At 68.0% G+C, this 26,295-nt stretch carries 17 protein-coding genes; 5 read left to right on the top strand and 12 right to left on the bottom strand.

Going from position 1 to position 26,295, the window contains the following annotated elements; genetic code table 11:
* The first annotated feature begins 63 nt into the window (after nt 1–63).
* Nucleotides 64–1,104, top strand: a complete 1,041-nt coding sequence (locus tag ACIHAA_RS16340; RefSeq protein WP_399817514.1) for a hypothetical protein — start codon at nt 64–66, stop codon at nt 1,102–1,104.
* Between the two features lie 21 nt (nt 1,105–1,125).
* The gene (locus ACIHAA_RS16335) at nt 1,126–1,410 is read left to right on the top strand and encodes a hypothetical protein (protein ID WP_399817511.1); all 285 of its coding nucleotides are present in this window, start codon (nt 1,126–1,128) and stop codon (nt 1,408–1,410) included.
* A gap of 88 nt (nt 1,411–1,498) precedes the next feature.
* Here ACIHAA_RS16335 and ACIHAA_RS16330 read toward each other — a convergent pair whose 3' ends face one another.
* A complete protein-coding gene (locus tag ACIHAA_RS16330; RefSeq protein ID WP_399817510.1) occupies nt 1,499–2,107 on the bottom strand; it encodes a hypothetical protein in 609 nt (202 codons plus the stop codon).
* 35 nt (nt 2,108–2,142) lie between these two features.
* Nucleotides 2,143–2,625 (bottom strand): hypothetical protein, encoded by a 483-nt coding sequence (locus ACIHAA_RS16325; RefSeq protein ID WP_399817508.1) that lies wholly within the window; start codon nt 2,623–2,625, stop codon nt 2,143–2,145.
* A gap of 228 nt (nt 2,626–2,853) precedes the next feature.
* Here ACIHAA_RS16325 and ACIHAA_RS16320 point away from each other — a divergent pair, with 228 nt between their 5' ends.
* Nucleotides 2,854–3,180 carry a WXG100 family type VII secretion target gene (locus ACIHAA_RS16320; RefSeq protein ID WP_399817507.1) on the top strand — a complete coding sequence of 109 codons (327 nt, stop codon included), beginning with the start codon at nt 2,854–2,856 and terminating at the stop codon, nt 3,178–3,180.
* A 165-nt stretch (nt 3,181–3,345) separates the two neighbouring features.
* Nucleotides 3,346–4,410, top strand: a complete 1,065-nt coding sequence (locus tag ACIHAA_RS16315; RefSeq protein WP_399817505.1) for a PE-PGRS family protein — start codon at nt 3,346–3,348, stop codon at nt 4,408–4,410.
* Between the two features lie 315 nt (nt 4,411–4,725).
* Here ACIHAA_RS16315 and ACIHAA_RS16310 read toward each other — a convergent pair whose 3' ends face one another.
* Nucleotides 4,726–5,382, bottom strand: a complete 657-nt coding sequence (locus ACIHAA_RS16310) for a hypothetical protein (RefSeq protein ID WP_399817502.1) — start codon at nt 5,380–5,382, stop codon at nt 4,726–4,728.
* Nucleotides 5,383–5,561: 179 nt separating this feature from the next.
* On the opposite strand from ACIHAA_RS16310, the gene ACIHAA_RS16305 reads away from it, so the two are divergent.
* The gene (locus ACIHAA_RS16305; RefSeq protein ID WP_399817500.1) at nt 5,562–5,927 is read left to right on the top strand and encodes a hypothetical protein; all 366 of its coding nucleotides are present in this window, start codon (nt 5,562–5,564) and stop codon (nt 5,925–5,927) included.
* A 181-nt stretch (nt 5,928–6,108) separates the two neighbouring features.
* Here the strand turns inward: ACIHAA_RS16305 and ACIHAA_RS16300 are convergent, their stop codons facing one another.
* From ACIHAA_RS16300 to eccCa, 9 genes are all read right to left on the bottom strand, one after another.
* Nucleotides 6,109–7,233 (bottom strand): SUKH-4 family immunity protein, encoded by a 1,125-nt coding sequence (locus ACIHAA_RS16300; RefSeq protein WP_399817498.1) that lies wholly within the window; start codon nt 7,231–7,233, stop codon nt 6,109–6,111.
* A 99-nt stretch (nt 7,234–7,332) separates the two neighbouring features.
* Nucleotides 7,333–9,462: an ATP-binding protein gene (locus tag ACIHAA_RS16295; protein ID WP_399817496.1), complete on the bottom strand. Its 2,130-nt coding sequence runs from the start codon at nt 9,460–9,462 to the stop codon at nt 7,333–7,335.
* A 161-nt stretch (nt 9,463–9,623) separates the two neighbouring features.
* A complete protein-coding gene (locus ACIHAA_RS16290; protein WP_399817494.1) occupies nt 9,624–10,001 on the bottom strand; it encodes a hypothetical protein in 378 nt (125 codons plus the stop codon).
* The gene (locus tag ACIHAA_RS16285) at nt 9,998–12,238 is read right to left on the bottom strand and encodes an SUKH-4 family immunity protein (RefSeq protein WP_399817492.1); all 2,241 of its coding nucleotides are present in this window, start codon (nt 12,236–12,238) and stop codon (nt 9,998–10,000) included. Before ACIHAA_RS16285 ends, ACIHAA_RS16290 begins: the two co-directional genes overlap by 4 nt.
* A gap of 73 nt (nt 12,239–12,311) precedes the next feature.
* On the bottom strand, nt 12,312–13,862 hold the full coding sequence (locus tag ACIHAA_RS16280; RefSeq protein WP_399817490.1) for an SUKH-4 family immunity protein: 1,551 nt from the start codon (nt 13,860–13,862) through the stop codon (nt 12,312–12,314).
* Nucleotides 13,863–14,618: 756 nt separating this feature from the next.
* Nucleotides 14,619–16,778 (bottom strand): SUKH-4 family immunity protein, encoded by a 2,160-nt coding sequence (locus tag ACIHAA_RS16275; RefSeq protein ID WP_399817488.1) that lies wholly within the window; start codon nt 16,776–16,778, stop codon nt 14,619–14,621.
* A gap of 26 nt (nt 16,779–16,804) precedes the next feature.
* Nucleotides 16,805–21,400 (bottom strand): toxin glutamine deamidase domain-containing protein, encoded by a 4,596-nt coding sequence (locus tag ACIHAA_RS16270; RefSeq protein WP_399817486.1) that lies wholly within the window; start codon nt 21,398–21,400, stop codon nt 16,805–16,807.
* Nucleotides 21,401–21,573: 173 nt separating this feature from the next.
* On the bottom strand, nt 21,574–21,969 hold the full coding sequence (locus ACIHAA_RS16265; RefSeq protein WP_399817484.1) for a hypothetical protein: 396 nt from the start codon (nt 21,967–21,969) through the stop codon (nt 21,574–21,576).
* Between the two features lie 196 nt (nt 21,970–22,165).
* Nucleotides 22,166–26,110 (bottom strand): type VII secretion protein EccCa, encoded by a 3,945-nt coding sequence (eccCa, locus tag ACIHAA_RS16260; protein ID WP_399817482.1) that lies wholly within the window; start codon nt 26,108–26,110, stop codon nt 22,166–22,168.
* Between the last annotated feature and the right edge of the window lie 185 nt (nt 26,111–26,295).

Below are 26,295 nucleotides of genomic sequence, written 5' to 3'. Positions count from 1 at the left end.
ATCGACGGTTTCGCGAAGCTGGTGGGGCGTGGCGCGGACGGTGGAGCGCAGGCAGTCTCGTACATGGCTACGAACGCGCAGATCGACAAAACGGTCGGCGGTAAACTTTGGGACCTTGTCGCAGGTGACCACGACCACTATGTGAGCGAGGCGAAGAAGGCCCTAGAAAAGGTCCGGGGCGTCCTTGAGACCTCGGGGAGGGAACTCACCGGGACGGCCAAGTACTACAGGGACACGGACCAGGATGAGGCGGCCAAACTCGACGCCACATACCCCCGTTCCAAGGCGCCGTCCCTCGGTTCCGCCGGTGACCCGCACGACTTCTCCGACGTCGAGGACGCGATGGAGACGCTCAAGGCGCCTGGCGGCGGAAGTGGCAGCTCATTCGTCGCCTATCTGGCGGGCCACGGCGACGAGTACAGGATGAACCCGGTGCAAAAGACCCTCGGTACCGCACTAGACCTGGGCAGCCCCTCCGCGATGGCCGTGGAAGCATCCAAGCTCCTCTTCGATTTCGACCCTTTCGCCGAGATAACGAACTGGGTGTTCGGAGACTGGAACAAGTACAACGACTGCTCGAGCGTCTGGGGGAGCCTCGCGTCGTTCGGCGACGCTGTGGCCGCCAATGTTCGTAAGGGTAACCAGAACGTCGGACTCAGCTGGGACGGCAACGCCGCTGACGCCGCCACCGTGTATTTCGATGAGTTCACCCAGAAACTCGAGGAGATCAAAAAGACCTTCGAGTCCCTGCGGACCTGCTACGCGCAGGGGGCGCAGATGGCTTTCCAGTTCGCAGAGTTCCTCAAGTCCTTCCTGGTGATGTTCAGCGACATGCTGGTCGTCTGGTTGGTCAACTTGCTGGCGGCGCAGGCGGTCAATGCGATCCCCGTCGGCGGACAGGTCGCGTCGGCGGCCATGTTCGCGCTGGCTGCGGCCGAAGGCATCCGGCTGATGGAGATGTGGGCCGAGGCGGCCGAGGCGTTCGACAAGGTCGCCATGGCACTGACCGCGCTGGGGGCGACCATGTCCACGGCCATCAACGGGTTCTCGGCGGCTGACGGCTTCCCGCAGGTGAGTGGTGGCTATGACCACCGCGCGATATAGCAGAGAGACTGATCCCAGATCATGGAATTCTTCGGTGACGGCTATGGACTGGAGCGCTTCCTCACACGCTGCTCCTATCTGAGCCTCGGATCGGTGCTGGTCTGCTGGTGCGCCATGGTGTTCCTCGTCAGGGAAGAAGGCTGGCACTTCAGCTTCCTCGTCTGTGCCGCCCTCCCGCCGATTTCCGCGTACTTGGGAGTGCGGGGAAGACGAGAGATACGTGTGGGGATGGCGGCCACGGCGGCTGTGCTCGCCCTCTCCGCATTCCCGTTGACGTTGGCGCTGGCGTCCCTGGAAAGTTCGTAGAAGAAGCGACCTGTCGTGCGGTGACAGCGCCGTAGTGGGTATCTCGGCGTCGGCTCTCCGTGATCTGCGAGGCCCCCTCCGGCCGGCATCAGGCGATGAAGGACACCAGGATGCTGAGGATGCAGCCGATCAGGCCTGTGGTGGCCAGGATGTAGACGGTGCGGAGCAGGCCCTGGCTGGCTGTTTGCCTGGAGCGGTGGACGTCGGAGGGGCCGCCGAAGGCGAAGCCGGTGGCGGTGAAGAAGAGGCCCAGGGCCAGGGGGATCAGGGCGCCGAACCACCAGGCGCAGCCGGTGGCGATGGCGGCGGTCCAGCTCTGGTCCAGCTCGTAGGAGGTGTCACCCGTCTTGCGGGCGTCGATGACGTGGCCGCGGGGGTATACGGAATGGGTCTTGAGTTCGGCGTTGAGGTCCTTGGCGGTGCCGTTGTCGGCGGCGAAAGTGCCGTAGCACCATTTGGTCTTGGTGCGCTTCCGTGAACTGCTGCTCCTGCTGCGGTACTTGTAGTCGACCGTGCAGTTCTGGACGGTGAGCTTGCCCGGTGTGGACGTGGCCTGGGTGTAGGGGCCGAGATAGGCGCCGAGGGCCAGGAGGACGAGGCTGACGAGGATCAGGCCTGCGCCGATGAGGCGGCCGAGGCCCGCCCGCTCTCCGGGTGCGGCGGCGGTCGACGCGGCGTTCCCGTGAACTTGTGCCATGGGTGGGGTGACTCCTCAGAGTGCGGATACGGGCATCACAGGGCGAGTGAGCAGACGAGCGCTGCCAGGAGGCCCAGGGCGAAGAGGCCGCCCAGGAGGGGGCCGGTGACGGTCGGAGCGGGCAGACGCTGCCAGGAGGTCGCGAAGCCGGGGCCGCCCCGTGCACCGAAGCCGGTGAGGAGGCAGTGGATACCGAATGCCAGCAGGGAAAGGCACAGCGCGAGAAACGCGGCGTCTTTTCCGGGATCCCGGTCCTGCGGCTGCTGGAAGGTGTTGTCCACCTGGACCGCAGGGATTTTGTCACCGGTTTCCAGGCGCGATGACGTCGCTACCGTCACGTCCTGGTAGGTGGCTCCACCGCGTTCTGCGGACCACGTTCCGGTGCAGCTGAACTTCAGTTCCGTCGTGCGCCGGTACCTGCTGTGATGATGCGTGGTGTGCGTTTCACATGAAGAAACTGTGAGGGTTCCGTCGGTACCCTCGCCGGAAAGTTCGCTGCGCAGTTTCGGAATGGTCACCACAGTGACGATCGCGACCAGAAGGAGCAGCCCCAGGCCGAGGAGTCTTCCCTTCCACAGGCTCCCTGTGCCGGTGTAACGCGGCCGTGTTATCAGCACTGTTGACGGTCCCCCTGGGTAACTTGACGATCTCTTGACCGGTCGGCTGGCCGGGTCGTGCCCGAGGAGTCTAAGGTATCGGCCTGACGTGCAACTTTACGTGCAGCAGGGGAAGTTCGGGGGACACTGATGACGTTCGGCGCTTTTGACGTGGATACGGCTGTGCTGAGGCAGCAGGGGCGTAACTTCGTCGACCTCGGGGGTGATTTCTCGAGGGCGTCCAAGGGATTCGAGGACGCTCTGGAGGGGTTGGGGGAACCCTGGGACGACGCCGACTTCGGGGCTCTCTTCGGTCAGGTTTACACGCCGATTCGCGACGGGATTCTCACGTCGATGGAAAGCCTTGGGAAACGGCTCCAGCGGATCGGCCACAACCTTGAGGGAATGGCCCATCATTACGATGGATCGGACGCGTCGAACAGCGGATTGCTGAGCGGCATCTCCGGCCGACTCTGATCGAAACGCCCCAGGTCGAATCGCAATCGGGTCGAATCGCAATCGGATCGGATTATACTCGGGCCGGGTCGCTATCAGGCCGGGTCGCTCTCAGTTCGGTTCGCTCTCGGGTCGCGTCATATCGGCGCACTTCATACGGGTCACATCACACACGGGGCTATTGGCATGTCGCTCACACTGCCGGACGAGCTGGAATGGGTACTCGACCTCCTCGGGTACAGCTGGCCCGAGGCGGACGAAGAAGCTCTGCACCAGGTCGCCGAGGCGTGGCGGAACTTCGGCGCCCAGCTCGCGGAGGTCCAGACGCACGGCGAAGGCTTCGCCCGCACCGTTGTGTCGTGCAACGCGGGCTCCGCCGTCGACGGATTCAGCAAGGCCTGGGGCGCCTACACCGGTGCGAACGGGCAGGACAGCTACCTCCCGGACGCGAGAACCGCGTGCGAGGTGATCGCCACCGCCTTCGACGCGGCCGCGGTCGCGGTCCTCACGGCCAAGCTGGCCGTGATCGCGCAGCTCATCGCCCTGGCCATGGAGATCATCGCGGCGCAGGCCTCCGCCCCCTTCACCTTCGGACTGTCCGAGATCGGCGGACTGGGCGCGACCCAGGTCACCCGGGTGATCGTCCGCGAGCTGCTGGACAAGCTCAAGAGGGAGGCCGTGGAGGCCATCACCCGGGCCATGGAACACGCCTCCCTGGACGCCCTCAAGAAGATCGCCAAGGATCAGCTCGAAAAGGTCACCAAGGAGAAGGTCAAGCAGTACGCCACAGAGCAGATCAAGGAGCGGGCCAAGGACTTCGTCCAGGAGAAGGTGGTCGACGCCGCCAAGGACAAGGCCAAGGAAGCCGCCGTAGGAATGGCGCAGAACATCGGCCAGCAGAGCATCGAGACCTACTTCGACGCCCGGTCCGGCATCGACTTCGGTGAGACGGCGGATGTCGCCAGGACGGCCGCCGGTGAGTATGTGGACGACCTCAAGAACGAGGCGACCGGGGGCGAGGGATCGACCTTCGCCGAGTCCACGGACCTCAACGCACACCTGGGCAACGCGGTGGACAACGCCGTGGAGAACGCGACGGACCATGTGACGGAGCGGGCCAGTGAGGCGGTCGGGGCGCGTGTGCAGCACGGTGCGGACACGCTCAGCGGACGCGGTGCCCCTGCGGCGGCGGCGCCGGACTCCGACGCCACTCCCCATACGCATGATTGGGCTCGTAGCGAGTTCGGGTGAGGCCGTCGGCCTGCCCGCACGGCAGACCGGTTCCTGCGGGCCTCCGGTGACTCACGCGCTTCGGGTGCCGCGACCGGCTCGTGATGCGGCCGCCGCCCGCGCCCGCGGACAACGGCCCAATCACGAGCCGGAGCCCAGACCTTGGTGAAGCACAGCGGGTGGCTGCCGCTGTGACCACCGCTGTACTGAATGCCGTAGTCGGAAGCGGTTCGCCCTTGGGATCCTGGTTCTTGACGCAATCGCCTTCGGCCGGGTCGTGAGCCTTGGCGTACGCGGACGCCGAAGCCTCCGCCGTCGCCTTGCCGCCGGGGCAGGTCACGCGAGGTAACTGGTCAGGAGGGACACCCCGGCGCCCACGAGCCCCATACAGATCAGCCCGACCACGACCGCGCGCATCGCGCCCCGTCCGGCCGACTCCCATGCCTCGTCGAACGGGATACGGCTCTCTCCGAACGGCGTGTATCCGGTGGCGAGGCAGAAGGCGCCGAGCGTCGTGAGGACCCAGCCGCCGAAGAAGGCGGCGAAGTAGCGCCAGGCGCGGTCCATCCCGCTCTGGATGTAGTCGCCGTCCGCGGAGCCACCCTTGGTGGGTGCCTCCGTCTGCTGCACCGTCAGTTCCATCCCCGGCGCATACCGGTGCCTGACCTGCACCGCGGCACCCGCATCGACGCTCTTGCCGTCGTCGGACACGAAGCTGCCCTCGCACCGTATGGGGCGACGGTTCTTGCGGCTGCTGCGGGAGGCGTTGTTCGGGTAGCTCACCTCGCACTGCTTCACGGTCAGGGTGCCGTGGGTGCCCGCCCAACCGGACACGTACGCACCCTCATAGGCGCCCCATCCGCTCAGCGCGAGTCCCGCGAGGAGGAAGACCAGTCCGCCGGCTCGCCCCAGGCGGCCGAAGGCCCTGCCGACGAGACCGTCGAGGGAGGGACCGGTCCCCTTGCGCTTTCCTGCTCCCTGGGTGCCATTCATGACAGTTGGGGGTCCTCTCTCCTCTGCCTTCTCCGCTGTGGCCCGCGGGGGCAGCATGGCAAACGGGCGAGGCGGGAGATACTTCGGGTGTCCGAGAGACCAGGGCAGCGAGGAGAGACCATATGACCGTGCGATCCGACAACACCCCTAATCCGAAGGGTCCTTCACCGGACCGAGGTGTGCTGGATGAGGCGCTCGAACCGGCGCAGATACGTTCCCTGAACTCCGCCCTGCGTCGGCTGTCCGAGACCGGTGGCGTCGACAAGGGTATGCAGGACGCGGCGAAGAGGCTGCTCTCCGGTCGCCTCGCGCTGCGCGACTCCCTGGACGATCCCGCGGTGGCGCGCGCCCTGAGTGCGGACATGGGGTCGCTGCGCGGGCAGTGGGAGTCACTCTCCGAGGAAGAGCGCGAGCAGGTCAGGCATGGGGAGGCACTGACGAGCGAGGAATCCGCCTCGGCCCGGCCCGAGCCGAGGGGAACGGCGGAGCAGCAGCCCCGGAAGAAGAGCCAGGGGCGGCACAGCGGCGGGTTCTCGCTCTACTGAGCGCCGTCCTACGGCATGAACAGGCACGAACGGTGCGACACGGCACCGCGCGGCACGGTGCCTGAAGGCGGTGCGACATGGCACCGCGCGGCACGGTGCCTGAAGGCGGCGCGACATGGCAGGCGACAGTGCGAAGCGGCGCGGGACGGTGTGACGCATGGTGCGGAAGGGCGCGACACGCTCAGAACAATCCGTGCCACATCTGCTCGACGATCAGGGACCACCAGGTGTCGGGGTTCCCCAGTGAGGAGGGGTCGACCGCGGCGAGCTGCTCCTGCAAGGACGCCACCGCCGCGCCCGCCCCGACCGGGTCCAGGCCCTGCATCCGCTGCCGCGCGGTGAAGAGCAGTGCCAGGGCACGGGCGAAAGCGGCCAGCGAGATATTGATGTAGCGGGCATCGGCGGTGACCGGGTCCACCGCCCACACCGCGCCGAGGCCGTCCGGCTCCGTCGAACCGGGCAGGCACTGGACCGCCACCACCGCCACCCCGTCGAACCCGATCCGCACCAGATGGGCCAGGGCGCCGATCCGCTCCTCCCCGGCCGGGCTGCGGCGCTCGCGCAGATTGGTGGCGGCATCGGTGAACAGGCCCCCGGCCGGGGGCGCGTCGGGCCGGTCGGCGGTGAAGAAGAGCGGGACATCGGCGGGGAGCCCCGCCCAGGTCAGGGTCGACTGGGCGGTCTGGGGCAGCGGGCCCTGGGCGACATCGTCGGCGTCGTAACGACGAACACCCTGCTGCCCGAAGACCTCCACGAGGTGGCGGCCGAGAGCCACGTCCCGCATCGGCTCGGCGAGCTGCACCTGCGCGGGGACGGGGAGGCGGTGCGGGCGGGGCGGCGGCTGCTGGCCGGCCATCCGGTGCATCAGTTCGACCTGCTCGACCAGAGCCGCGACGCCTTCCGCGCGTTCCTCGGGGCGAGCACCGTAGTTCTGGGTGCAGGAGAGCTGGGCATTGCGGAACTGGTTCAGCAGTTCGGCCGTGTAGCCGCCGGGGAGCAGGCTGGGACGCAGATCGGTGTGGATCGCGAGAACACTGCTCTCGGGTACGTTCATCCGGCGCAGCTCGGCCCATGCCTGGTACTCGGCGGGGGGCAGACCCGGTCCCGAGGTCCGGAAGAGGGTGGCCTCCTCTCCATTGGCCGGGTCGGTGTAGGTGAAGACGGCGGTGTTGCCGGGGCCGGTGACCGGACGCGCGCCCGCAGTTGGGGTTCCGCCCTGCGGAGCCGCGCCCTCCGTCCCGCCGCCGTGCTTCTCCTGGTACATCCGTACGACCTCCTCGACCGGCGCCGAGGGCCGGACCGCCACCTCACTGGTCCGGCGGTCGACGACCTCTAGCGCGTGAACAGGCTCATGAACCCGTGAAATCGTGAACCCGCGAACGCATGACCCCGTGAACCTATCGGCCTATGAGGCTATCGCTGTGGCCACCGACCGGATGAGCAGGGCCTTCGCCCCGCGCTCGGTGGCGACGACGAGGACACCGTCGGGGGAGAGGTCGGCGGCGACAAAGGGTCTATCGGAGATCAGCGCGGCCACGATCTTCCCACTCGCCCGGTCCCAGACACGCACATAGTCGGCGCCCCGGCTGAGCCCCAGCGGGGCGGCGGCCCGCTCGTCCTCGGACGGGCGCAGAATCCGCCCGGGATCGATGTCGTCGAGGGAGACTGGCTCGAGGAGTCCGTGGACGAGCACCGCGGAACGGGCCGTACCGGCCACCCCGCCGGTCGCACCCTGCTCGCCCTCCTCGACCTTTTCGTCCTCTTCCGCTGCTCCGACCGGTCGCGCGCCGGGAGTGTCCGCGGGCACGACGAGTACGGCGACGGGGACGGCATCCCCCTCCGGGCCGGGCAGGCTCCCGACCGTGACGGCACTGATGCCAGCGACGGGCAGACTCCAGAGCGTGCGCCAGGGGAGTTCGAAACCGAGCCGGTGCACGGCTTCGGCGTAGTCGGGCAGACCATCTTCGACGAAGGCGGTCTCCAGCAGCGCGGCGCGCAGGGGGGTGGACACCTGGGCGCGGGTCAGCAGGGGAGCCGTCCGCAGATACGTACGGGCCGGTGCCCCGAGCGTCTCCACCGGTACGGCTTCGACGGCTGCCCGTAGCGACACCGGGTCGGCGTGGACGAACAGCCCCGGGTCGGTGAGGAGCTGGGGCAGCAGCCCGGCCTCCAGGGTGTGCCCCGCGATGTGGTCCCGCACATACGGGTCGGCTCTGCTCCAGTCCTGCTCCGGTACGGCGGCCTCAAGGAGCGCCGTCGCGATCCGCGACTGGGCGGCGGGGACGTTCGCCAGACCGGCGCGGATCTCGTCGCCGATGGCCGGGTGCAGCAGCCGTAGCAGCGTGGTTCCGCGCCCCTGCCGCCCCTCTTCCTCCGGTCCTCCCGTCCGCTGCCGAGCCCGTTCCTCGGACTGCCCCTCGTTTCGCCCCTCCCTTTGCTCCTCGCTTCCGTCCTCGTTCCGCTCCTCGGGTTGTACGAAAGGCCCGGCGAGCAGCATGCCGTCCGCGATGTCCCGGCTCATGTCCCGACCGGCGACCGCGCTCGCCATCCTGGGCCACAGGTGGACGGGTACGCCGTCGGCTTCCGCCAGAGCCAGCGGTGCCAGCATCAGGCGTAGCGTCTGAGGGTCGGCGCCGAGTCGCCGGGCGTGCAGATCGAGGGCCTCGCCGACGGAAGCAGGCAGCAGGCTCTCATCGGCGGGATCGAATCCCTCGGGCGCCATCAGCAGCCCCTGGACGGCGAGTTGCACCACCAGCGGGCTCGTCCCCGCCCGGCTGGCGATCGCTGCGGCAAGCGCGAGACGGGCGGCGGGGTCGACCGTGAACGGCAGCTCGGGCGCACCGAACTCCGGACTCAGGGCCGCCTCGGCGTGCCGTACCAGGTCCTGGGGATCGGCCCACTCCGGCTCGTCGAGGTCGATGACTCCTACGGTGCCGGACGGAAGAGCGAGGGCCAGCTCGGCGGCCAGCGGACGCGGTACTTCGGCCAGCAACCGCACCGTACCGGTGGCGGCAAGCGGCGCGAGGACCTCCCGTACCAGCCGCGCCGGCTCTCCCGCGGCCCGCACCGGCCCGGCCCGGTCCACATCCGGTACGACAATGGTGACCGGCTCCTCGAACGCGGCCAGCTCGGCGAACACCTCCTGGATGCTGGTGGCGTTCAGCTCGTAGTGGTCGGCGAGCAGCCACAGCACCTGGGCGGCGGTCAGGCCTTCCGGGGACGGAACCGCCGGTGGCGGCAGCTCCGGAGGGACCGCCGACGGGTCCATCGCATCCAGGGGCAACTGCTTGCGGAACCCCGGCTCGCACAGCATCAGGAAGCCGGTCAGCAGGCGCGAACGTCCGCTGCCGGAATCACCGGTGACCACGATCACGCGCGGTGCCCCGGCCGCGCCCGCCCGCCACGCGGCCAACGCCCGCAGGGCGGCGTTTCGGCCGCCCAGGTGCGGGTGGGGCACGTACTCCCGGACGTCCTGGGCGTGCCGGGTGCCCTGTGCCTGCTGCGTAACCTGACTGTTCTCGCTCGAGCCGCTCATGGTCCCCGTCTCCCCGCCCTCCGCCACCGCATACGCCGCATACGTCGAATACGCCGAATACGACTACAACGCCGATCTTAGGCGCCGCACACGGACAGCCGGAGTTTGTCCACAGCCCCGCACGCGGAGCGCCTTCGCTGCACCCTCGACGTCGGGATGGTTCAGGCGTTCGGCCGCCGAGCCTGGTGCTGACGGCGATACAGCGCGATGGCGTCCTCGGTCGGATAGTTGGGGACGGTCACGGTCTCACCGGTGTCCTTGGCGACCACGATCTTGCTTCCCCCCGGCGACGAGGGCTGCGGACGGCCTTCGGCGTCGGTGACGGGCGGGAAGGTCGCGTACACGAGATACCCGATGTCGAACTCGTGCACGTTCAGGGTGGCCGGGGTCCCATCGGGCAGCTTCGGTTGGGCATATCGGCTGCGGACGATGGCGAGGGCTTCCTCGGGGGTGCTGGGGGGAGCCGGGGCCGGGGTGTCCGAGGTCATGGAACGGGTCTCCTTGTCGTCGTGGGTGGTGGTATCGGGCTGGCTGGTCATTCGTTGTGCAGCGCATACTTCCAGGCACCGGCGTTGGCACCCTCGGTGTCGAGGTCCCAGAGTGCATCGTCGATGTGCTGGCGCAGCAGATGGGCTTCGTCCTGGTTGTCCAGGTTCTCCAGGGTTCGGAGGCCGGTGATCCAGTGGGTGAGCATTCTCAGGAAGCGGTCCATGTCGTTGGCGAGGAGTGTGCCGTCGAGGCCGCTCTCTTCGATGCTGTGGGGCATCCGCAGTACGTGCCCGGTGGGACCGTCGATGACGACCACGCCGCCCATCCACCGACCGATGCGGAAGAAGGGGCCGGTCTCCCGGGGTGGCTCCGCATCACTGGGCCATGGTCGCTCCTCCAGGAATCGCGTATCGCCTGACTGAAGTTCGACTCCCTTCTCATTGATCGCGGGGAGGCCGATCTCGGCCAGCACATGACGTGCGGTCTCGTCCGTCAGGCCAGCAGGAATGTCGTCATCCTGGGTGCTCAGAACCGAGGCGTCCGGGAACAGCCTGTCGAAGGCGGAAGCGGTCACCCTGGGGCTGTGCTTCGGCTTGGTGGGCCCGGCTGCGGTGCGGATTCCGAGCAGGGGTGTGTCTCCCAGCGGGGCGATCTCCGCAGGAGTCTCCGGTGTCGCCGAAGCCACCGCGAAGATGCCGCCCACTCCGGCGATTACCGTGGTGTCATCCATATCGAGTGCGACGGGCAGGAAGTCGTGGTCGTCGCTCGGTCCCTCGACAGTCCGTTCCTGGGTTCGGAGTTCGCTGATGCTTCTGGGGCCGCGGTGCTGGGCGGGGGTATCCGCAGCCCAGTCCAGATCGCGCACTTGGTCGAAGGGAAATGCTTCGTCGCTCCAGGGGCCTGCCAGGAGTTCGGACGATGCGATGTCCCAGACGCGGACGGTGCCGTCGATTGAGTGGCCAGCCACGGCAGGCTGCCCCCGCCATCGCACAGCGAAGAGTTCGTCAATCGGTCCGGGCTGAAGGTAGCCGGGGTCATACCCGCCGGGTGGGCGCCAGTGCGTCCACAGCGCCTTCCAGGGGAGGTGCACTCCCGAGTTCTCGATGCCCGTGCACAGTTCGGCATCGTCCCTTGCTGTTGCCATGAGATGAAGCCATGCAGCCCACTGTGCTTGGGAAGCGGGAGTCACGCCGTACATCTGGAGGAAGACCGCGTCGGCGGCGGCATTCGAGCCGAAGAGTGAACCGTCGAAAGCGGAGTGTGCCGCGTCCAGGAGTGCTGTCTGCGGCAGGTTGGCCACCACTCTGCCGTCATCGAGGAGTTCTTCGAACATACCTGCTTGGACCGCGTGCATGGCCAGTCCCTCGGCGGCATAACGGCCGAGGGGGCCGGAGGCGGCCCACCCATCGGGGTGGCGGAATCGTGGGCTGGTACTGCGGAGCCACTGCGCCATGTGCCGGTGGACCTGAGTGCTGAGTGCCTCGGGTGTCTGGCGGCGCACAGCGTCGGGCACGGACTCATCGGTGAAGACAACGACTTGGTCGCTGAGGATGGTGATGAGGTCCGAGTGCTGTTCGGCAGTTCGGCGTAGAGAGTCCTCGTCGTGGTCCGGGATCGCCGCCCCCTGGACCAGTTGACTCCATACCGGCAGCGGGACATGCCTGGGTTCGGACAGGGCGAGTGCCTGGAGGTGTGGAGAGGCCATCGCGGTTTTGATCTGCGCATCAAGGCGCTTGTGCTGATCGCCGACCACCGAAGCGTCGACCACCGAAGCGTCGGTCACCGAATCGTCGACCACTGAATCGTCTACTACGAGAGTGACGATTCCCCGTCGGTGGCCTACCCGTTCCTGCCCCTGCGGACCGATGTCGACCATCACGTCGGCCCCTCGAAGGGCCAGACGTCCGGCGGCCAAGTCCACCACCGCGCTCGGCTGGGCGGATCGCCGCGTGGAACCCGCTCGCCGGGCGTTCGTGACCAGGACGAGTCTGTCTTTGGCCAGCCGCTTGGCAGCACGGTGCCATCTGTGAGGTGTCAGGTCGGAGTCGGCTACACCGATGGCGGTGAGCATGCGCCGGAAGACATCCTCAGCATCCGCGCCTGTGGCGTCGATGACGGCACTGCGGGGGATCTGGTGGATCGCTTCGCCGAGCAGATGAGCAATGCCGGACCGGCTGATGACATGGACCTGGGAGCCGCCAATCCGCCCGTCGTTCCACCAGTTCGCCAACCAAGCCTTGAGCTGACACGTTGACAGGTGTTCGGGCTCAGAGGTGGGCTCGGACATGCAACTCCTGATGAAGATGGATCACGTGCAACGACCTTGGCCTGACGCCGGGGCAGTGGAGGTGTACGTCGGCTCAGGCGTCCTCCCAGAGCCCGTAACTCCATGCCGGATGAGTCCCTCCTTCCTCATCGATCGCCGTCAGGTTGTTGTCGATGTCGTCTCGGATGTCCTCACGCTCGCTGCGGCTGGAGGCCATCGGGAACAGGCATCGCCCGAGGACGTAGACCTGGAGCATGGCGACGAAGTTGCTGAGTGTCGTCGCCACGACTGCGTCGGAGTCCCCGTTCCCGTCCTCGTCCTCCGCCGGAAGGCGATAGACCCTGCCGTCCGCGCCGTTCACGACGATGCGGCCGTCCCACCAGGTGCCCAGCCGGTAGTAGACGCCGCTGCCGTCATCCTCTCCCCAGACATCATCCGCCGAGAGTTCGGTGAGGCCGTCGTCCGCAACGGCCACCAGGTCCAGTCCGGCACCCACGAAAGTGGGGAAGCCGATGTCGCAGAGCGTACGGCGGGCGTCATCGTTCTGAAGGCCAGCGGGCAATGCGGGTGTCTGAAGGCGCTGTACGGCTTGCTCCTCGAACAGCTTCTCCAGGACATCACGCTGCGGTGTGAACCAGGTAGCCGGTGCACCGCCGTCGACCAGGCCGAAGTGGCCGAGAGTTGCTTCTCCAAAGGTGCGCTCCAGCTTGGTGAAGGCGGCCGGGTCGTGCGGCTCAACGGCCAGTACCCCTCCGACCCCGGCCAGTACGACCACGTCGTCTGCCTTCAGCGTCTCCGTCAGGAGTGGCACCGCCCCGCCTCCATACGGTGTCAACTCCAGCCACGGCTGCATCAGCTCCACGTCTTTACCGCGTGGCCAGAGGGGCTCCGTCTGGCCCGGCGCCGGGATGCCGTCGCTCCAGGGCCCCGCAATGAGATCACCGGTTGCGGTGTCCCACAGGCGGACTCGCCTGTCCCACTGCCCGCTGCCGACAACGACTTCGCGGCCGCCCTGGTGAGTGGCGGCAATCTCCCGCAAGGGTCCGGGCCACACATAGTCGGAACGCCAGCCGTACGGCGGCCGCCAGTGTGCCCAGCGGACACGCCAGGGAAGCCGGATTCCTGACAGCTCGATCTCACGGGCGGTTTCCAGATCGCCACGTGCAGTGCTCATGAGGTGCAGCCAGGAAGCCCACTCAGGCTGACTCAAGGAGCTGACACCGCTCGTCCACAGCGCGGCCGCGTCTGCCGCAGGCGTTTCGGCAGGCATAAGAGCGTCACGGCAGTTTGCCGCATCGAGCAGAGCGCCTTGGTCGACATGTGCCACTAGATGGCCATGGACGAAGAGTTCGTCGAACATGCCGGCCTGGAGAGCGTGCATGGGAAGGGCATGAGCGGCGTACTGTCCGACGGGGCCGGTCGCCGCCCAGCCTTCCTCGGGCGGCAGCTCACCCGTCAGGGCAATCAACCGACCGACTACCTGTGCATGGACTCGGCGACTGACTTCGGCCGGGACCTCCTGCCGTAGATCCTCCGCGATTCGCTCGTCCAGGAATCGGACATGGCCCGAGTCGACTTCAAGTATCCCGGGCAATTGACCGACCAGGGCAACGAGTTCCCCTTCGGTGAAGGTCTCGGCGCCCATCCCTCGAGCCAATTCCGACCACACCGTGAGGGGGCAGCGTCGCAGCTCGGCGCATGCCAGCGCTTGTACGGCCGGCTCACCGCGTGCCGCTTCGACGCCCGGCGGCGGTCCTGCGGACGCCGTGAGGTCAAGAGTCAACCAGTCCCGCGACCATCGGTCATCCGGATGAGACTCGACAATCACCCGGGCACCGGCCCGGAGCACCATGCGGCCGAGCAGACTCTGGACGACCCGGCCCGACTGCATCGATCGTCTGGTACGACCTGCGCGATGGGCGTTTGCCACGATCAGAGGTCGGTCGCGGACCCCCGCCATCTTCAGTTCCCATGCCCAGTTCGACCTTCGACCCCAAGGGTCCGACACCCTGAAGGCGTCGAGAATCTCCTCCAGTAGTCCTTCGGCGGAGAGTCCTGAAGCATCAACCCACACGGCGTCAGGCAGGGCATCCCGTACCTGTAGGAGGATGTCCGTTCGGCCCGATCCCGTGTGCCCCAGTAGCTCGACGGAACCTTCCCGGCTGCCCCCATGTCGCCACCAATCAACTATCTGCGCAACGGCGTTGGCCATGACGTCCTCTCATAGGGATCGTTGAGATAGGCAGGGCGCCTCTGAAGCGGGGGTTGGAGGCTTCGGGGTGGGTGGTCGCGAGCCATCCGTGGCCGACGGTGGGCTGTTGATCGATTGCTGTCTCATCAGCCATCAGCCATCAGCCATCGCAATCGGCAATCGGCAACTCAGGACGCTCGTCAATGACTGTTACAGGTAAGAGAAGTTGTCCGGATCCAATACGTGGCCCCAGTTCTGGGTCTGTGCGGCTGCGGGGTCCAGTTTCGAGAGCCATGATGTGAGTTCCGCGAGCAGGTCTGCGCTGTCGAGGCCGCCGGATGTGGTGTAGGCCAGCATGTACTCCCATTGGAGGGAGACCGCGGCGACGAACTGGGCGAGTGAGGAGCCGGCGAGCGGCTCTCCGGGGTGGTCGCTGTCGATGGCTGACGGCTGTGTCAGGCGCAGGACGCGGCCGGTGGGCCCGTCGAGGAGCAGGACGCCGCCGATCCAGGTTCCCAGCTCGTAGAACGGGCCATTTCCGACAGATGTGTTGAACGATGTGCCGCCTTCCCAGCCGCGCTCCGCCAGGCCGGTGTCGGCGAGGTGGTGAGTGTTGAGGCTGTAGAAGTCGGAGACCGCTGGAAAGCCGACCTGGGAGAGGAAACGGCGGGTCGGTTCGTGCGTCAGACCGGCGGGCAAGTGCTCTTCGGGAATCGTTGGGACGTGCTCGGCGGCCCAGATCTGGAGAACGCGCTCACGGGTGGGGCGGCAGGCGGCCTCGTCATAGGGGCGTGGCGAAATTCCTACGCGTGGCCCGACCGCCGGAAGTGCACGGAGTGGGGCCTTCGGGCGGTAATGGACGTCGGGTTTGATGGCGTAGACGCCCCGATCCCCGCCCAGCACCACCAGATCGCCAGTACAAGCTGCATCTCGGAGGGCAGGAGCCTGCACTGTGCGGACGTCGTCGGGGGCGGTGGCGAGCCGGAGCCGGAGCAGGTTCCAGGAAGGTTCCGCCTGCCAGCGGTGTGGGGGCGCTGAACTGTGTGGATGCGCTTCAGGATCCCGTTCGGCCGGTTGGATGGGATGTCCGGTAGCTGCGTCCCACGTCCGTTCCTGTCCGTTTTCACTGGTACTGGTGATCGTGGAGTCGGCGGTGCCGGTCCTCAGGGATTCGACTGCGTCGGTCTGGGTGCCGGGGAAACGCAAGCAGCCGGGCGCCCGCCAATGGGTCCACACGGTGTGCCAGGGCAGAGGGGCGGCAGCAGACTCCATCAGCATGCGTGCGCGCTCGACATCACCCTGACTCAGAGCCAGAAGGTGCAGGAGAGAGAGCCATTCAGTGTGCGAGGACGGCGCTACGCCCAGGGCATCGAGGTAGTGCAGGTCCGCGGAACGGGTGCCTGCTGGAACGCCGTCGGGAAAGGCGACGGGTAGCGCTTCGAACAAGGCGGTATGGGCGCATTTGGCGAGTACATGTGGCGTGGACGACAGTTCCTCGAAGCGGCCCGCTACGGCTGCGTGGGCCGGCAGGGCGCGAGCCAGATAGCCCGTGAGTGGGTCGTCCTCGGCGCAGGTGAACATTCGGTCGACGAGGGCATCATGAAAGGCGTGAGACTCGTCGTGGGGAATCTGCTCCCGAAGTGCGTCGGTGTCGAACTCGGGGTTCAGCGACACGCTCACGGTGCCACTCTCATCGACCGATGCCAGGTTCAAATCGGCGGCAATTTCTTGCAGTTCCGATTCCTTCAGATGCGCGCCCAGTGCGGAGCAGAGGTCGCGCCATTCCCTGAAGCTGACGCTGCGCAGCTCGGCAAGTGCCAAAGCTTTTACTGCGGCCCGGTGCGGGGATGGAAGGGACTGAATGTCGGATCGGATTCGTCGGGGGCGAGGCGGAAGTGTGAGGGGGGACCTGAACCAGTTGCCGAGCGGGTGGGCATCGCTGCTGACCTCCAGCACGACCTTGACGCCGGACTTTCTGTAGGGGCTGCCCAGGCCGCGTACGAGCAGGCTGGTGAGATGGCGTGGCTCGGCTGTGCTCCTGGTTTGCCCGGCCCACTGGGTATTGGCCACGAGCAGAACGCGACTCCGGCACTGGTCCCCGATGTCGTCGATGAGGAGATCCGCATCCCGGTAGTCCCCGTACGGCACGCCGAGGGTCTGCATGACGCTGTCCATCACTTGCTCGGTGGAGAGGCCCGAGGCGTCGATCAGTGAGGTTTCCGGGGTGGTCCGGGCGACAGTCCGGAGGACTTCGGTCTTCCCGGCGCCCGAAGGTCCATCTACGAACAGGACGTTGTGCTCGGCCGATGCGTCACTCGCCCATGAGTGAATGTGAGCGGTGAGCTCGGTTGAATTGTGTGTGCTGTCCATTCTGAATAACGGTCTTCCCTCGGGTCTCACTGATCCGGATTGGCTCGCAAGCCGCCTTCCGACATGGCGCGGATCCATATCTTACCGAGCGTCGCCAGGTTCCTGGCCAGGTCCTTGTCGAACTGCTTCTTGTACGTCCCTTGTGGGGGTGGAGTCGGATCGACGATCGGTGCGTTCTTTCGGTAGCCGGTTCCGTAGTAAACATCGACGTTATGCATTTTCAGCGAGAGTAGGTTTGCGCAGTTTGCGTAACCTTGCCCGTGGCCGCACGGCTCCCTGTCGGAGTACATGCTCAGGGGCTCGTATGCCCCTCCTTCAGTACGCGCGGCGTTGACCTTTTCGAGGTAGTCGAGAAGGTTCGGTTCCGAGTGTTTCCCCTTTTCCCCGCCGCCGGGGTTCGGGTAGGAACTGTCCACCACGTAGCTTATGCGATGATGGGCGGGATCGTATACTTCGAGTGCCGCATAGTTTCTGCCGGTGAAGTCGGGATGGTGATCTCCTGAACTTCGCAAAGCTCCGGATATCCCCGACCTTCCGAATTCCTTCTCAATCGCCTGCCTCAACTCCTGGTCATCGCGGTGACTTGCGTTCCAGCCCGCCTTTTGATGCGCATTCGAGCCGTGCGACGCATACCCCTCCGTCGGCTCCGGGCTCGCGCCCACCGCGTGGGATGCATGAAAGTTGTGGCTCAAGCGTGCCAGTGAGGCGACCACCGCACCCCGCTCACCCGGATGCATGTCCTCGAATCCCGGGAGGATTCTGGCCAGATCGTCGTGGCGCAGAATCACCGGCGTATGGTCGGGGTCGTCCGTTCGCGGCGGACTGCATGACTGAACGGCGTCGATGAGCGGGATACGGGTGCTGTTGCCGTCCTCGTTGGGGACAGGGGTAAGCCAGTCGTTGAGATGCTGATGAACGGGATCCAGGTCCACCTGGCGGACGTCATTCGTTTCCCGCAGCGCCGCCTGATGCTCCATCGGCGCCATTCCGTAATGCGTCGAGTCGACAGCTTCCGGTTCGGGAAGTCGTGGATGGCTGGTGCGGCTGGGGTCATGAAGGGGATGGTCTGGTCCGGCGGCCGCTTTGCCGTCCGTGGATCCCTCGTGGTGCGACTCGTGGTGCGAAGGGTCGTGCGGAGTTTCCCCTGGCTGATGGGGAACTCCCTGTGCGGCGGTCTCGTGGGGGGTGCCGGTGCCCTCGTGGGGATTGGCCGAGTCGTGGTGCGGGGTGGTGGGGGGCGGGGGTGGGTGGATCGGGTTGCGGTGGGGGTCCAGGGGGATGTGCCAGACGCGGGCCGCGTTGGGGATGTGGAGCGGCTGGTGGCTGACCGCTCCGCTCTGGGTGTCGATCCAGACGATGTTGCCGTGGTGGTTCACGGCGTTGAAGGCGTGACCGCCTCCGCCGGGCCAGTCGACCTGGACGATGGCCGCTGAGCCGTGGCCGCCTTGGTGGAGGTCCCAGGCGATACGGGCGGGTGTGTCGGGGTCGTTGCCGGTGCCGGCGTAGATGTGCGTGGCACCCGACCAGCGGATCTGGTTCTCGTTGGCGTCGTGTTCGGGCGACCAGGGGTCGGGGTTGCCGTGTTCGTCGACGTCGAGGGTGCGGGGGGCCGAGACCTGGGGGTTTCCGTACCAGGTTTCCAGGAAGGAGCGGGAGCAGTCGGCGCAGTTGTTGCTGCGTCCGGGGACCTGATTGCCGCCGTCGTTCTGGAGCTGGGACCAGTTGTCGAAAGGGTCAGGGAAGCGTTCCGGGGTGCCGTCCGGCTGGTGCGGTACGGCGTTGACCAGGGCCTGTTGGTCTGCGGGGTGGGGTTCGGTAAGACCGCCCGGGTAGTGGTCCAGGCCGTCACGGATGGTGGTCAGACTTTCCTGGTGCGGGTGCTGCTGGGGGGAGGCCCCGGGATCGGCGTGGGGCGCGCCCGGCGCCTGCGGGGCGGCGTGGCCTGTGGGTGGCGGCGGTGTCGGGGGAGTGGCCGCGGGGGTGACGGAATGGATGGGGACCGGGGTCACCTGGTCGTGCCCGCGGTGGTGGGAGTTGTCCGGGCTGCCGTCGGACGACTGGGGGGTGTGGTGGTGCGCGGCCGGTTGCTGGGGGCCGTTCGGGTGGGGAGGGGTGCCGGGTGTGGTGCCCGCGGGCTGGTTGGGCCGCTGGGGGGTGCTGCGGGAGCCCGGTGAGTTCTGGGTACCGGGCGTGCCGGTGCCGCGGGGGGTCTGGGCGGAGCCTTGCTGGGCGGGGGAGTTGGGAGAGTCGGGGGAGTCCGGGGAGGGGGGTGGTGATGCCGGGGTGCGGTTCGAGGGGGTGTTGGAGGGGCTGGGGGGAGGTGTGGTCCGGCTGGATTCCTGGTTCGGAGTACGGGGTGCGGCCGGGGTTGCGCTCCCGCTCCCGCTCCGGGCTTCGTTGGGGTCTTGAGGGCGGGTGGGGGTGCGGTCACCCGGTGCGGTGCTGGGGTTGTTGCGGGGGGTGGTGCGGTCTGCCGGAGTGTTGCGGGGGTTCGGCCCGTCGTTTGGCGCGTTGCGGGAACTCGGTCCGTCGCTCGGGGTGTTGCGGGGGCTCGGTCCGTCGCTCGGGGTGTTGCGAGGACTCGGACTCTCGTTCGGGGTGTTGCGGGGATTTGGGCGCTCGCCCTGACGGGGAGTGGCCCGGGCGTCCGAGGCGGTGCGGGGTGCGGTTCGTTCGTCGGGTGTGTTACGGGGAGTTGTGCGGTCGCCCGGGGTGTTCCTCGGTGGCGTGGTTCGGTTGTCCGAGGCGGTCCCCGGGGTGCGCTGAGTCGGTATGCGGCCGTCGGTCGTACCGGTGCCGGAGGGGCGCCCGTCGGTAGTGGCGGAGGGGCGCCCCTCCGGCGTACGCGGCGTGCGGCCGTCGTCTGCGCCGGGGGTGCGGCCTTCGCTCCTCGTACCGGACACGAGGCCGCTGCCCGCACCGGATGGCCGCCCGTCGGCCGAACTCGGTATTCGGCCTCCGACGGGACCGGAGGCGCGGCCCTCCGGCGAAGGGCTTCTCGTCGGACTGGTGGAGCCTGCCGTGGCGGACGTGGGGCCGGGCGTGCTCTGTGCGGGGCGCGGGGCCGACCCGTCGCCCGTGGTCGGCGCGGTCGGCATGGCGGTGGGGCCGCCGTCCGGGCGTCCGCCGGTCCCGCCGGGGGTGTGGTCGGTGGGTGTGGAGGAGGGGGAGGCGTGCGGCTGGGTGGGGACGCTCGCGGCCAGGCTGTCGATGGATGTGCTGATGCCGCCGTCTCTGCCGCCGCCCGGCGAAGGCGCCGTGCCGTCGGAGGACGGGTGGGAGGGCGCGGTGGAGTGCGGGGTGGGGGAGGAGAGGCCCGAGACGGACGAGTGGCCGGTGCCGGGTGTACCGGGAGCGCTGGACGGCGCGTCGGTGCCTGAGGGGGTGTGCGAAGGTCCGCCGGGGGCGGGGTCGTCGAAGTCCGCCAGTGATGACGTATGTCTCGGGGCCGGTGCGTCCGAGGGGGAGCCACCGTCGGAGACCAGACCGGAGCCGGGGCCGGAGTGGTTGCCGGAGTGGGCATCGGAATCCGAGCCCGGGCCGCCGCCCACATCGGGCGTGTGGACACCGGTGCCATCGGCGCCACCGATGTCGGCGGATATCCCGCCGCCTATGTGCCGCCCCGGGGCTGACTCTGTTCCCGAGTCGCCTCTCGAGTCCCCTCCCGAATCCGGACCCTCGTCCGAGCGTGTCGACGATGACGAATCGGACGAACTCGATGAGGAATCGGGGGAAGAATCGGAGGAGGATGAGGAGTCCGCAGAGGAATCCGAGCCGGAGTCTCCCTCCCCGATGCCCGCGCCGTCCGCCCCCTCCCCATCCGTCCCATCCGCCCCGTCCGAAACCCCGTGGGTCCCGTTGTTGCGGCTGTCGATCGCGTGGTGGAAGCTGTGGCCGGCCTTCTGGCCCAGGCTGTCGCGTACCCCCTCGGCCAGGGTCTGGGGGGTCTGCTTGATGGCGTCCCAGCCGGCGTTCGCCCCGGCCGCGACGGTCGTGCCGAGGTCGTAGCCCTGCTGGGCGCCGAAGCCGACGTTCACCGTCTGGCGGATGAGGTCGGTGATGATCGCCTCGATCGCCGAGATGGCGGGTTCCTTCATCGCCTCGACGATCGCCTCCATGAGCGCCTCTTTGAGCTCGTCGAGGAGGCGGCGCACGATGAGCCGGGTGGCCTGGGTGGCGCCGAGTGCGCCTGCCTCGGACAGGCCGAAGGTGAAGGGCGCTGCGGCCTGGGCGGCGGCGATCTCGAAGGCCAGGGCGATCAGCTGGGCGATCACCGCCCACTTGGCGAGTTCGACGAGGTAGGCGCAGGCCTCCAGCACGTTTGCGATGGTGCAGGCGGCTTGTGCCGCGTTGGCCAGATAGCCGTCGGAGCCGTTGCCGCCGTCGAACTTGGCGTAGGTCTTGGTGAACGCGTCGATCGAGGCACCGGAGTTGTGGGCGACCACTGTCCTCGCGCTGGCGTTCGCCGCGGTGTGCAGTCCTGTGACGTCGTCGCCGAAACGGCGCCACAGGTTCGCGGACTCCCTGAGCTTGTCCTCGTCTGCCGTCGGCCAGCGGTAGCCGAGCATTTCGAGAACCCATTCGAGTTCGTCCGGCAGCATCATCGACACAGCAGTGCACACCCCCGTAGACAACCGGCGTCCCACTCCGCGCCCGTTCAGGGGGATCGCGCAGCGAACAGCCGTGCGCACAGCTTACGTATCCGGACGCGGGTGACTTCAGGAGTTGCTGTCACAAATCCGTTGCAGGGGGCGGGGCTTGGAAGGGGACGGTCCGGCGCTCCGGTGCGACCCGATCACGCCTCCTGGCGGCGGCGCACATGGTGCGGGCCCGTCGGCATGTCCAGCTGGCCGTTGTACTCGGCGGTGATGTCACGCCAGGCGGCGTCCTCGTCGCCCTCGTTCCGCTCGTGCCGTACGCCCATCTCGGTGAAGGCCACACCCATCCCGGCGATACGTTCCGCCAGGCTGCCCATCGACTGGTACATGCCGTCGCGCAGACCCTCGTAGGCCACCCCGAACTTCTCGCCGATGTCGTCGTCGCCCCACGGCGGGGTGCCGCCGCCCTCAAGTGAGGTCAGCCCGTCCGTCAGGCGTTTCACCGCCTGGGAGAAGTCCTGGCCCACCGTGAACATGGCGTGGCCCTCGGTCTTGAGGACCGAGGGATCGGCGCGCAGTCCGTCGTCCGCCACAAGTGCCCCCCGTGAATCGATACTTGTTCTACCGCCCACACTAGCGGCGTACTCGGGACCCGACCCAGTACCGGACTCCCCTCGGCGTCGACCCCGTCGGCGTAGACCCACTCGGCGCCGACCCCGCACGCATGCCAAAGGGGCGGCACCCGACGGTGCCGCCCCTTCCACAGCTTCAGGCGATGCCGTCCGGACCTCAGAACCGCGCCGGGAGCCAACCGGTCTGGATGAGCTGCCCGCCGCGCCGCCGCGTGTGGAAGTTGCCGCGTCCAGGCGGGAGTTGGGAGGGCGCGATGTTGCCGAGCAGGGCGCCCTCCGTCCGGTCGCCGGAGAGCACGATGCCCTGCGCGCCCAGTTCCCGCAGGCGCTGCATCACCGGCTCGTACAGGGAGCGGCTGGCACCGCCCGAGGACCGCGCGATGATGACGCGCAGGCCGATGTCCCGTGCGAAGGGCAGGTATTCGAGCAGCGGGGCCAGCGGGTTCATGCCCGTCGCCACCAGGTCGTAGTCGTCGACGATGACGAACGCGTCCGGGCTGCTGTACCAGCTGCGGTTGCGCAGCTGCTCGGGCGTGACGTCCGGGCCCGGCATACGGCGGCCCATCGACCCGGCCAGGCCCTCCAGCGTCTCCGTCAGGGCGGGCGCGGAGGCGCAGTAGCGCGACAGATGCGACTCCGGCACCCCCTCCAGATGGGCGCGCCGGTAGTCACCCATGACGATCTTCGCCTGGTCCGGGGTGTAGCGCTCGGTGATCTGCTTGATGAGCAGCCGCAGCATCGCGGACTTACCGGACTCGCTCTCACCGAACACGATGAAGTGCGGATCGGCCTCGAAGTCGACGAAGACCGGCGCGAGGGACGACTCGTCGATACCGATGGCGACACCGCGCTCCGGGTGCTCGTACCCCTTGGGCAGCCGCTCCGCAGGCAGCAGCGTGGGCAGCAGCCGTACGACCGGGGCGTGGGCGCCGGGCCAGTTGTCGTTGACACCGCGGACCAGGATCGCCGTCGCCTCGGACAGGTCCTTGGTCTCCGAGGAGCCGTCGACCCGGGGCAACGCCGTCATGAAGTGCAGCTTGTCCAGGCTCAGGCCGCGGCCCGGGACGGTGGCGGGCACGTTCTGGGCGACCTTGCGGTCGATCTCCGACTCGGTCGGGTCGCCGAGCCGCAGCTCGATACGGTTCTGGAGCATGTCCTTCAGCGCGGGCCGCACCTCGGTGTAGCGGCTGGCGGTCAGGATCACATGCACACCGAAGCCGAGACCGCGGGTCGCGATGTCGGTGACGGCCGCCTCCAGCAGCTCGTAGTCCATCTTGAACGTCGCCCAGCCGTCGATGACCAGGAAGACGTCCCCCCAGGGCTGGTCGGGCAGCAGCCCGGCGGCCCGGCGCTGCCGGTAGGTCTGGATGGAGTCGATGTTGTTCGCGCGGAAGTACTCCTCGCGCGCGTTCAGCAGCCCCTCGACCTCACTGACGGTGCGGCGCACCTTCTCCGCGTCCAGCCGGCCCGCGACCCCGCCGACATGGGCCAGCTCCTCCAGCGAGATCAGGCCGCCGCCGCCGAAGTCCAGGCAGTAGAACTGCACTTCGGACGGGGTGTGGGTGAGCGCGAAGGACGAGACCAGGGTGCGCAGCAGGGTGGACTTGCCGGACTGCGGACCGCCGACGAACAGACCGTGGCCCGCGCCGCCCGAGAAGTCCCGGTACAGCACATCGCGGCGCTGCTCGAACGGCTTGTCCACCAGACCCACCGGCACATTGAGCCGCCCGAGCGCCGTGTAGTCGGGTGCGGTCAGACCGCGCTCCGGGGTCACCGCCAGCTGGGGAAGCAACTGGTCCAGCGAGGGCGCCTCCTCCAGCGGCGGCAGCCACACCTGGTGGGCGGGCGGCCCCTGGTTCACCATCCGGCCCACGACGACGTCCAGGACCGTGTCGGCGAGCGCGTCCTCCACCCCGCTGTCGGCCTCCGGCTCCTCGACCACCGGCTGCGGCGGCAGCGCCACATGCTCCGCCGTGAACAGCGCGGGCCGCAGCTGGGTGGAGCGGTGCACCCGGGACGGACCCTCGCCGTGGTACGGCCCCGACACGTACGCCGCCTTGAAGCGGACCATGGTGTCGGTGTCGTAGCGCAGATAGCCCGAGCCGGGGATCGACGGCAGATGGTAGGCGTCCGGCACACCGATCGCCGTACGGGACTCGGCGGCGGAGAAGGTCCGCAGACCGATCCGGTACGACAGATAGGTGTCCAGACCCCGCAGCTTGCCCTCCTCCAGACGCTGCGACGCCAGCAGCAGATGCACACCCAGCGACCGGCCGATCCGGCCGATCTGAATGAACATGTCGATGAAGTCCGGCTTGGCGGTGAGGAGTTCGGAGAACTCGTCCAGCACGATCACCAGTGAGGCCATCGGCTCCAGGGCGGCGCCCGCCGCCCGGGCCTTCTCGTAGTCGTGCAGGTTCGCGTAGTTGCCCGCGGTGCGCAGCAGCTCCTGGCGGCGCTGCATCTCGCCGGTGATCGCGTCCCGCATACGGTCGACCAGGGTCAGGTCGTCCGCCAGGTTGGTGATGACGGCGGCGGTGTGCGGCATGTCCGCCATGCCCGCGAAGGTCGCACCGCCCTTGAAGTCCGCGAGGATGAAGTTCAGGGTCTCCGAGGAGTGCGTCACCGCGAGCCCGAGGACCAGCGTGCGCAGCAGCTCCGACTTGCCGGAACCGGTCGCGCCGACACACAGCCCGTGCGGGCCCATGCCCTCCTGCGAGGCCTCCTTGAGGTCCAGCATGACCGGCTCGCCGTTCTCGCCGACACCGATCGGCACCCGCAGCCGCTCGTGCAGGGTGCGCGGCCGCCAGGTGCGCGCGACATCGACGGCACCCGCGTCACCGATCCCCATCAGATCGGTGAAGTCCAGGTTGGACAGCAGGGGTTCGCCCTCCTCCGCGGAGCCGACCCGGAAGGGCGAGAGCTGCCGCGCGAGGGACTCGGCCTGCGCCGCGCTCAGCACATCGGCCCTGCCGGTGTACGCGGACTCGTGGCCGACGAACAGCCGCATCCCCTTGGGCTTCGCATAGACCGTCAGACCGGCCCGCAGCTCCTCCTCCAGGTCGCCCGGGGCGATCTCCAGGAAGGTGACGCCCTGGAGCCCCTCGGTACTGGCGAGTTCGGAGTCCGGGGGCACCGTGCCACCGTCGAGTACGACGATCAGATGCGGCTGGTCGTAGACCGGATTGGCGTCACGGTTCCAGCGGGGCCGGTCCTCCAGCTGGTCCGCCAGCGCCTCCTCCAGCTCCCCGAGGTCGTCGAAGAGGAGCCGGGCCGAGCCCGCCCCGTCCTTGGCCTTCGGATGCTGGGCGTGCGGAAGCCACTTGACCCAGTCCCACTCGGGTGCCGCGGAGGGGTGCGCCACCACGGCCACCATCAGGTCCTCCGGCGAGTGCAGCGTCGTCAGCTGCGCCAGCACCGCGCGGGCGTTGCCGTAGACCGTGTCGGGCTCCCCGCACACCGTCACGTGGTAGAAGGCGCGCAGCGAGACCGCGACCGGCAGTTCGGAGAGGCTGCCGTGCGCGTCGAGGAAGGCCTTCATGGCTGCCGCGGTCAGCGGCTCCAGCTCCTCCTTCGGTGCCGTCTCGGGTGCCACCAGCGGAGTGTTCAGTTGCTGGATGCCGCGGCCGATGCGAACGGAGGCGAAGTCACCGTCGGTCGGGCGCCGTTCCCACAGCCGTCGGCTGTCGACCGCCACCGCCCACAACTGGTCCGGGTCCGGGTGCTGGAAGAGCTGGCTGCGCCGCTGAAGGTCAGCGGTCTTGTGCACGTCCTTGCGGACCTGTTCGAGATAGCGGAAGTAGTCGCGTCGGTCCTGGGCCATCCCGGCGCCGCCGCCCTGACGCGACTTGGCGAACTGGGCAGCCGCCATGGCCACGGTCGAGGCGAGCATCAGCCCGCCGACCACCCGCATATAGGACGGAAGCCCCGGCATGAAGAAGAAGCCGACGGAACCCAGCATGCCCATCATGGGCAGCAGGGTCATCAGCATGCTCTCCTCGCCCTCACGCGGGATCTCGGGGGGCGTCTCCAGTCTGATCTCGCCGTCCGGGACGACCGGGGGCGCTGTCCGCGGCGGCCGTTTGATGATGACGACGCTCACCGATGCACTCATCCTTCGCGATTGACACGTCTTGGTACCGACGCCCCCGTGTACCGCGACCTTTTCTCGTTCGCGTAGGCGTCGTCCGCGCAGTCGTCGATCCTACTGATGCGCACGAGGCGCAAAGGAGGCAGGACGATGGAGATGCCTGGCGGGTCCTGGGAGAAATGCGGCAGGCGGCCCCT

Source organism: Streptomyces sp. NPDC052040 (assembly GCF_044548405.1).
Lineage (GTDB): Bacteria > Actinomycetota > Actinomycetes > Streptomycetales > Streptomycetaceae > Streptomyces.
This window is presented reverse-complemented; position numbering and strand designations above follow the sequence as displayed.

Bases quoted from the DNA above. Each gene is read 5' to 3' on its own strand.
- ACIHAA_RS16275 (WP_399817488.1), bottom strand. From the start codon at position 16,778: ATGGACAGCACACACAATTCAACCGAGCTCACCGCTCACATTCACTCA.
- ACIHAA_RS16340 (WP_399817514.1), top strand. From the start codon at position 64: ATGGCTACGAACGCGCAGATCGACAAAACGGTCGGCGGTAAACTTTGG.
- ACIHAA_RS16330 (WP_399817510.1), bottom strand. From the start codon at position 2,107: ATGGCACAAGTTCACGGGAACGCCGCGTCGACCGCCGCCGCACCCGGA.
- ACIHAA_RS16315 (WP_399817505.1), top strand. From the start codon at position 3,346: ATGTCGCTCACACTGCCGGACGAGCTGGAATGGGTACTCGACCTCCTC.
- ACIHAA_RS16320 (WP_399817507.1), top strand. From the start codon at position 2,854: ATGACGTTCGGCGCTTTTGACGTGGATACGGCTGTGCTGAGGCAGCAG.
- ACIHAA_RS16285 (WP_399817492.1), bottom strand. From the start codon at position 12,238: ATGTCCGAGCCCACCTCTGAGCCCGAACACCTGTCAACGTGTCAGCTC.
- ACIHAA_RS16280 (WP_399817490.1), bottom strand. From the start codon at position 13,862: ATGGGCGCCGAGACCTTCACCGAAGGGGAACTCGTTGCCCTGGTCGGT.
- ACIHAA_RS16310 (WP_399817502.1), bottom strand. From the start codon at position 5,382: ATGAATGGCACCCAGGGAGCAGGAAAGCGCAAGGGGACCGGTCCCTCC.
- ACIHAA_RS16295 (WP_399817496.1), bottom strand. From the start codon at position 9,462: ATGAGCGGCTCGAGCGAGAACAGTCAGGTTACGCAGCAGGCACAGGGC.
- ACIHAA_RS16335 (WP_399817511.1), top strand. From the start codon at position 1,126: ATGGAATTCTTCGGTGACGGCTATGGACTGGAGCGCTTCCTCACACGC.
- ACIHAA_RS16290 (WP_399817494.1), bottom strand. From the start codon at position 10,001: ATGACCAGCCAGCCCGATACCACCACCCACGACGACAAGGAGACCCGT.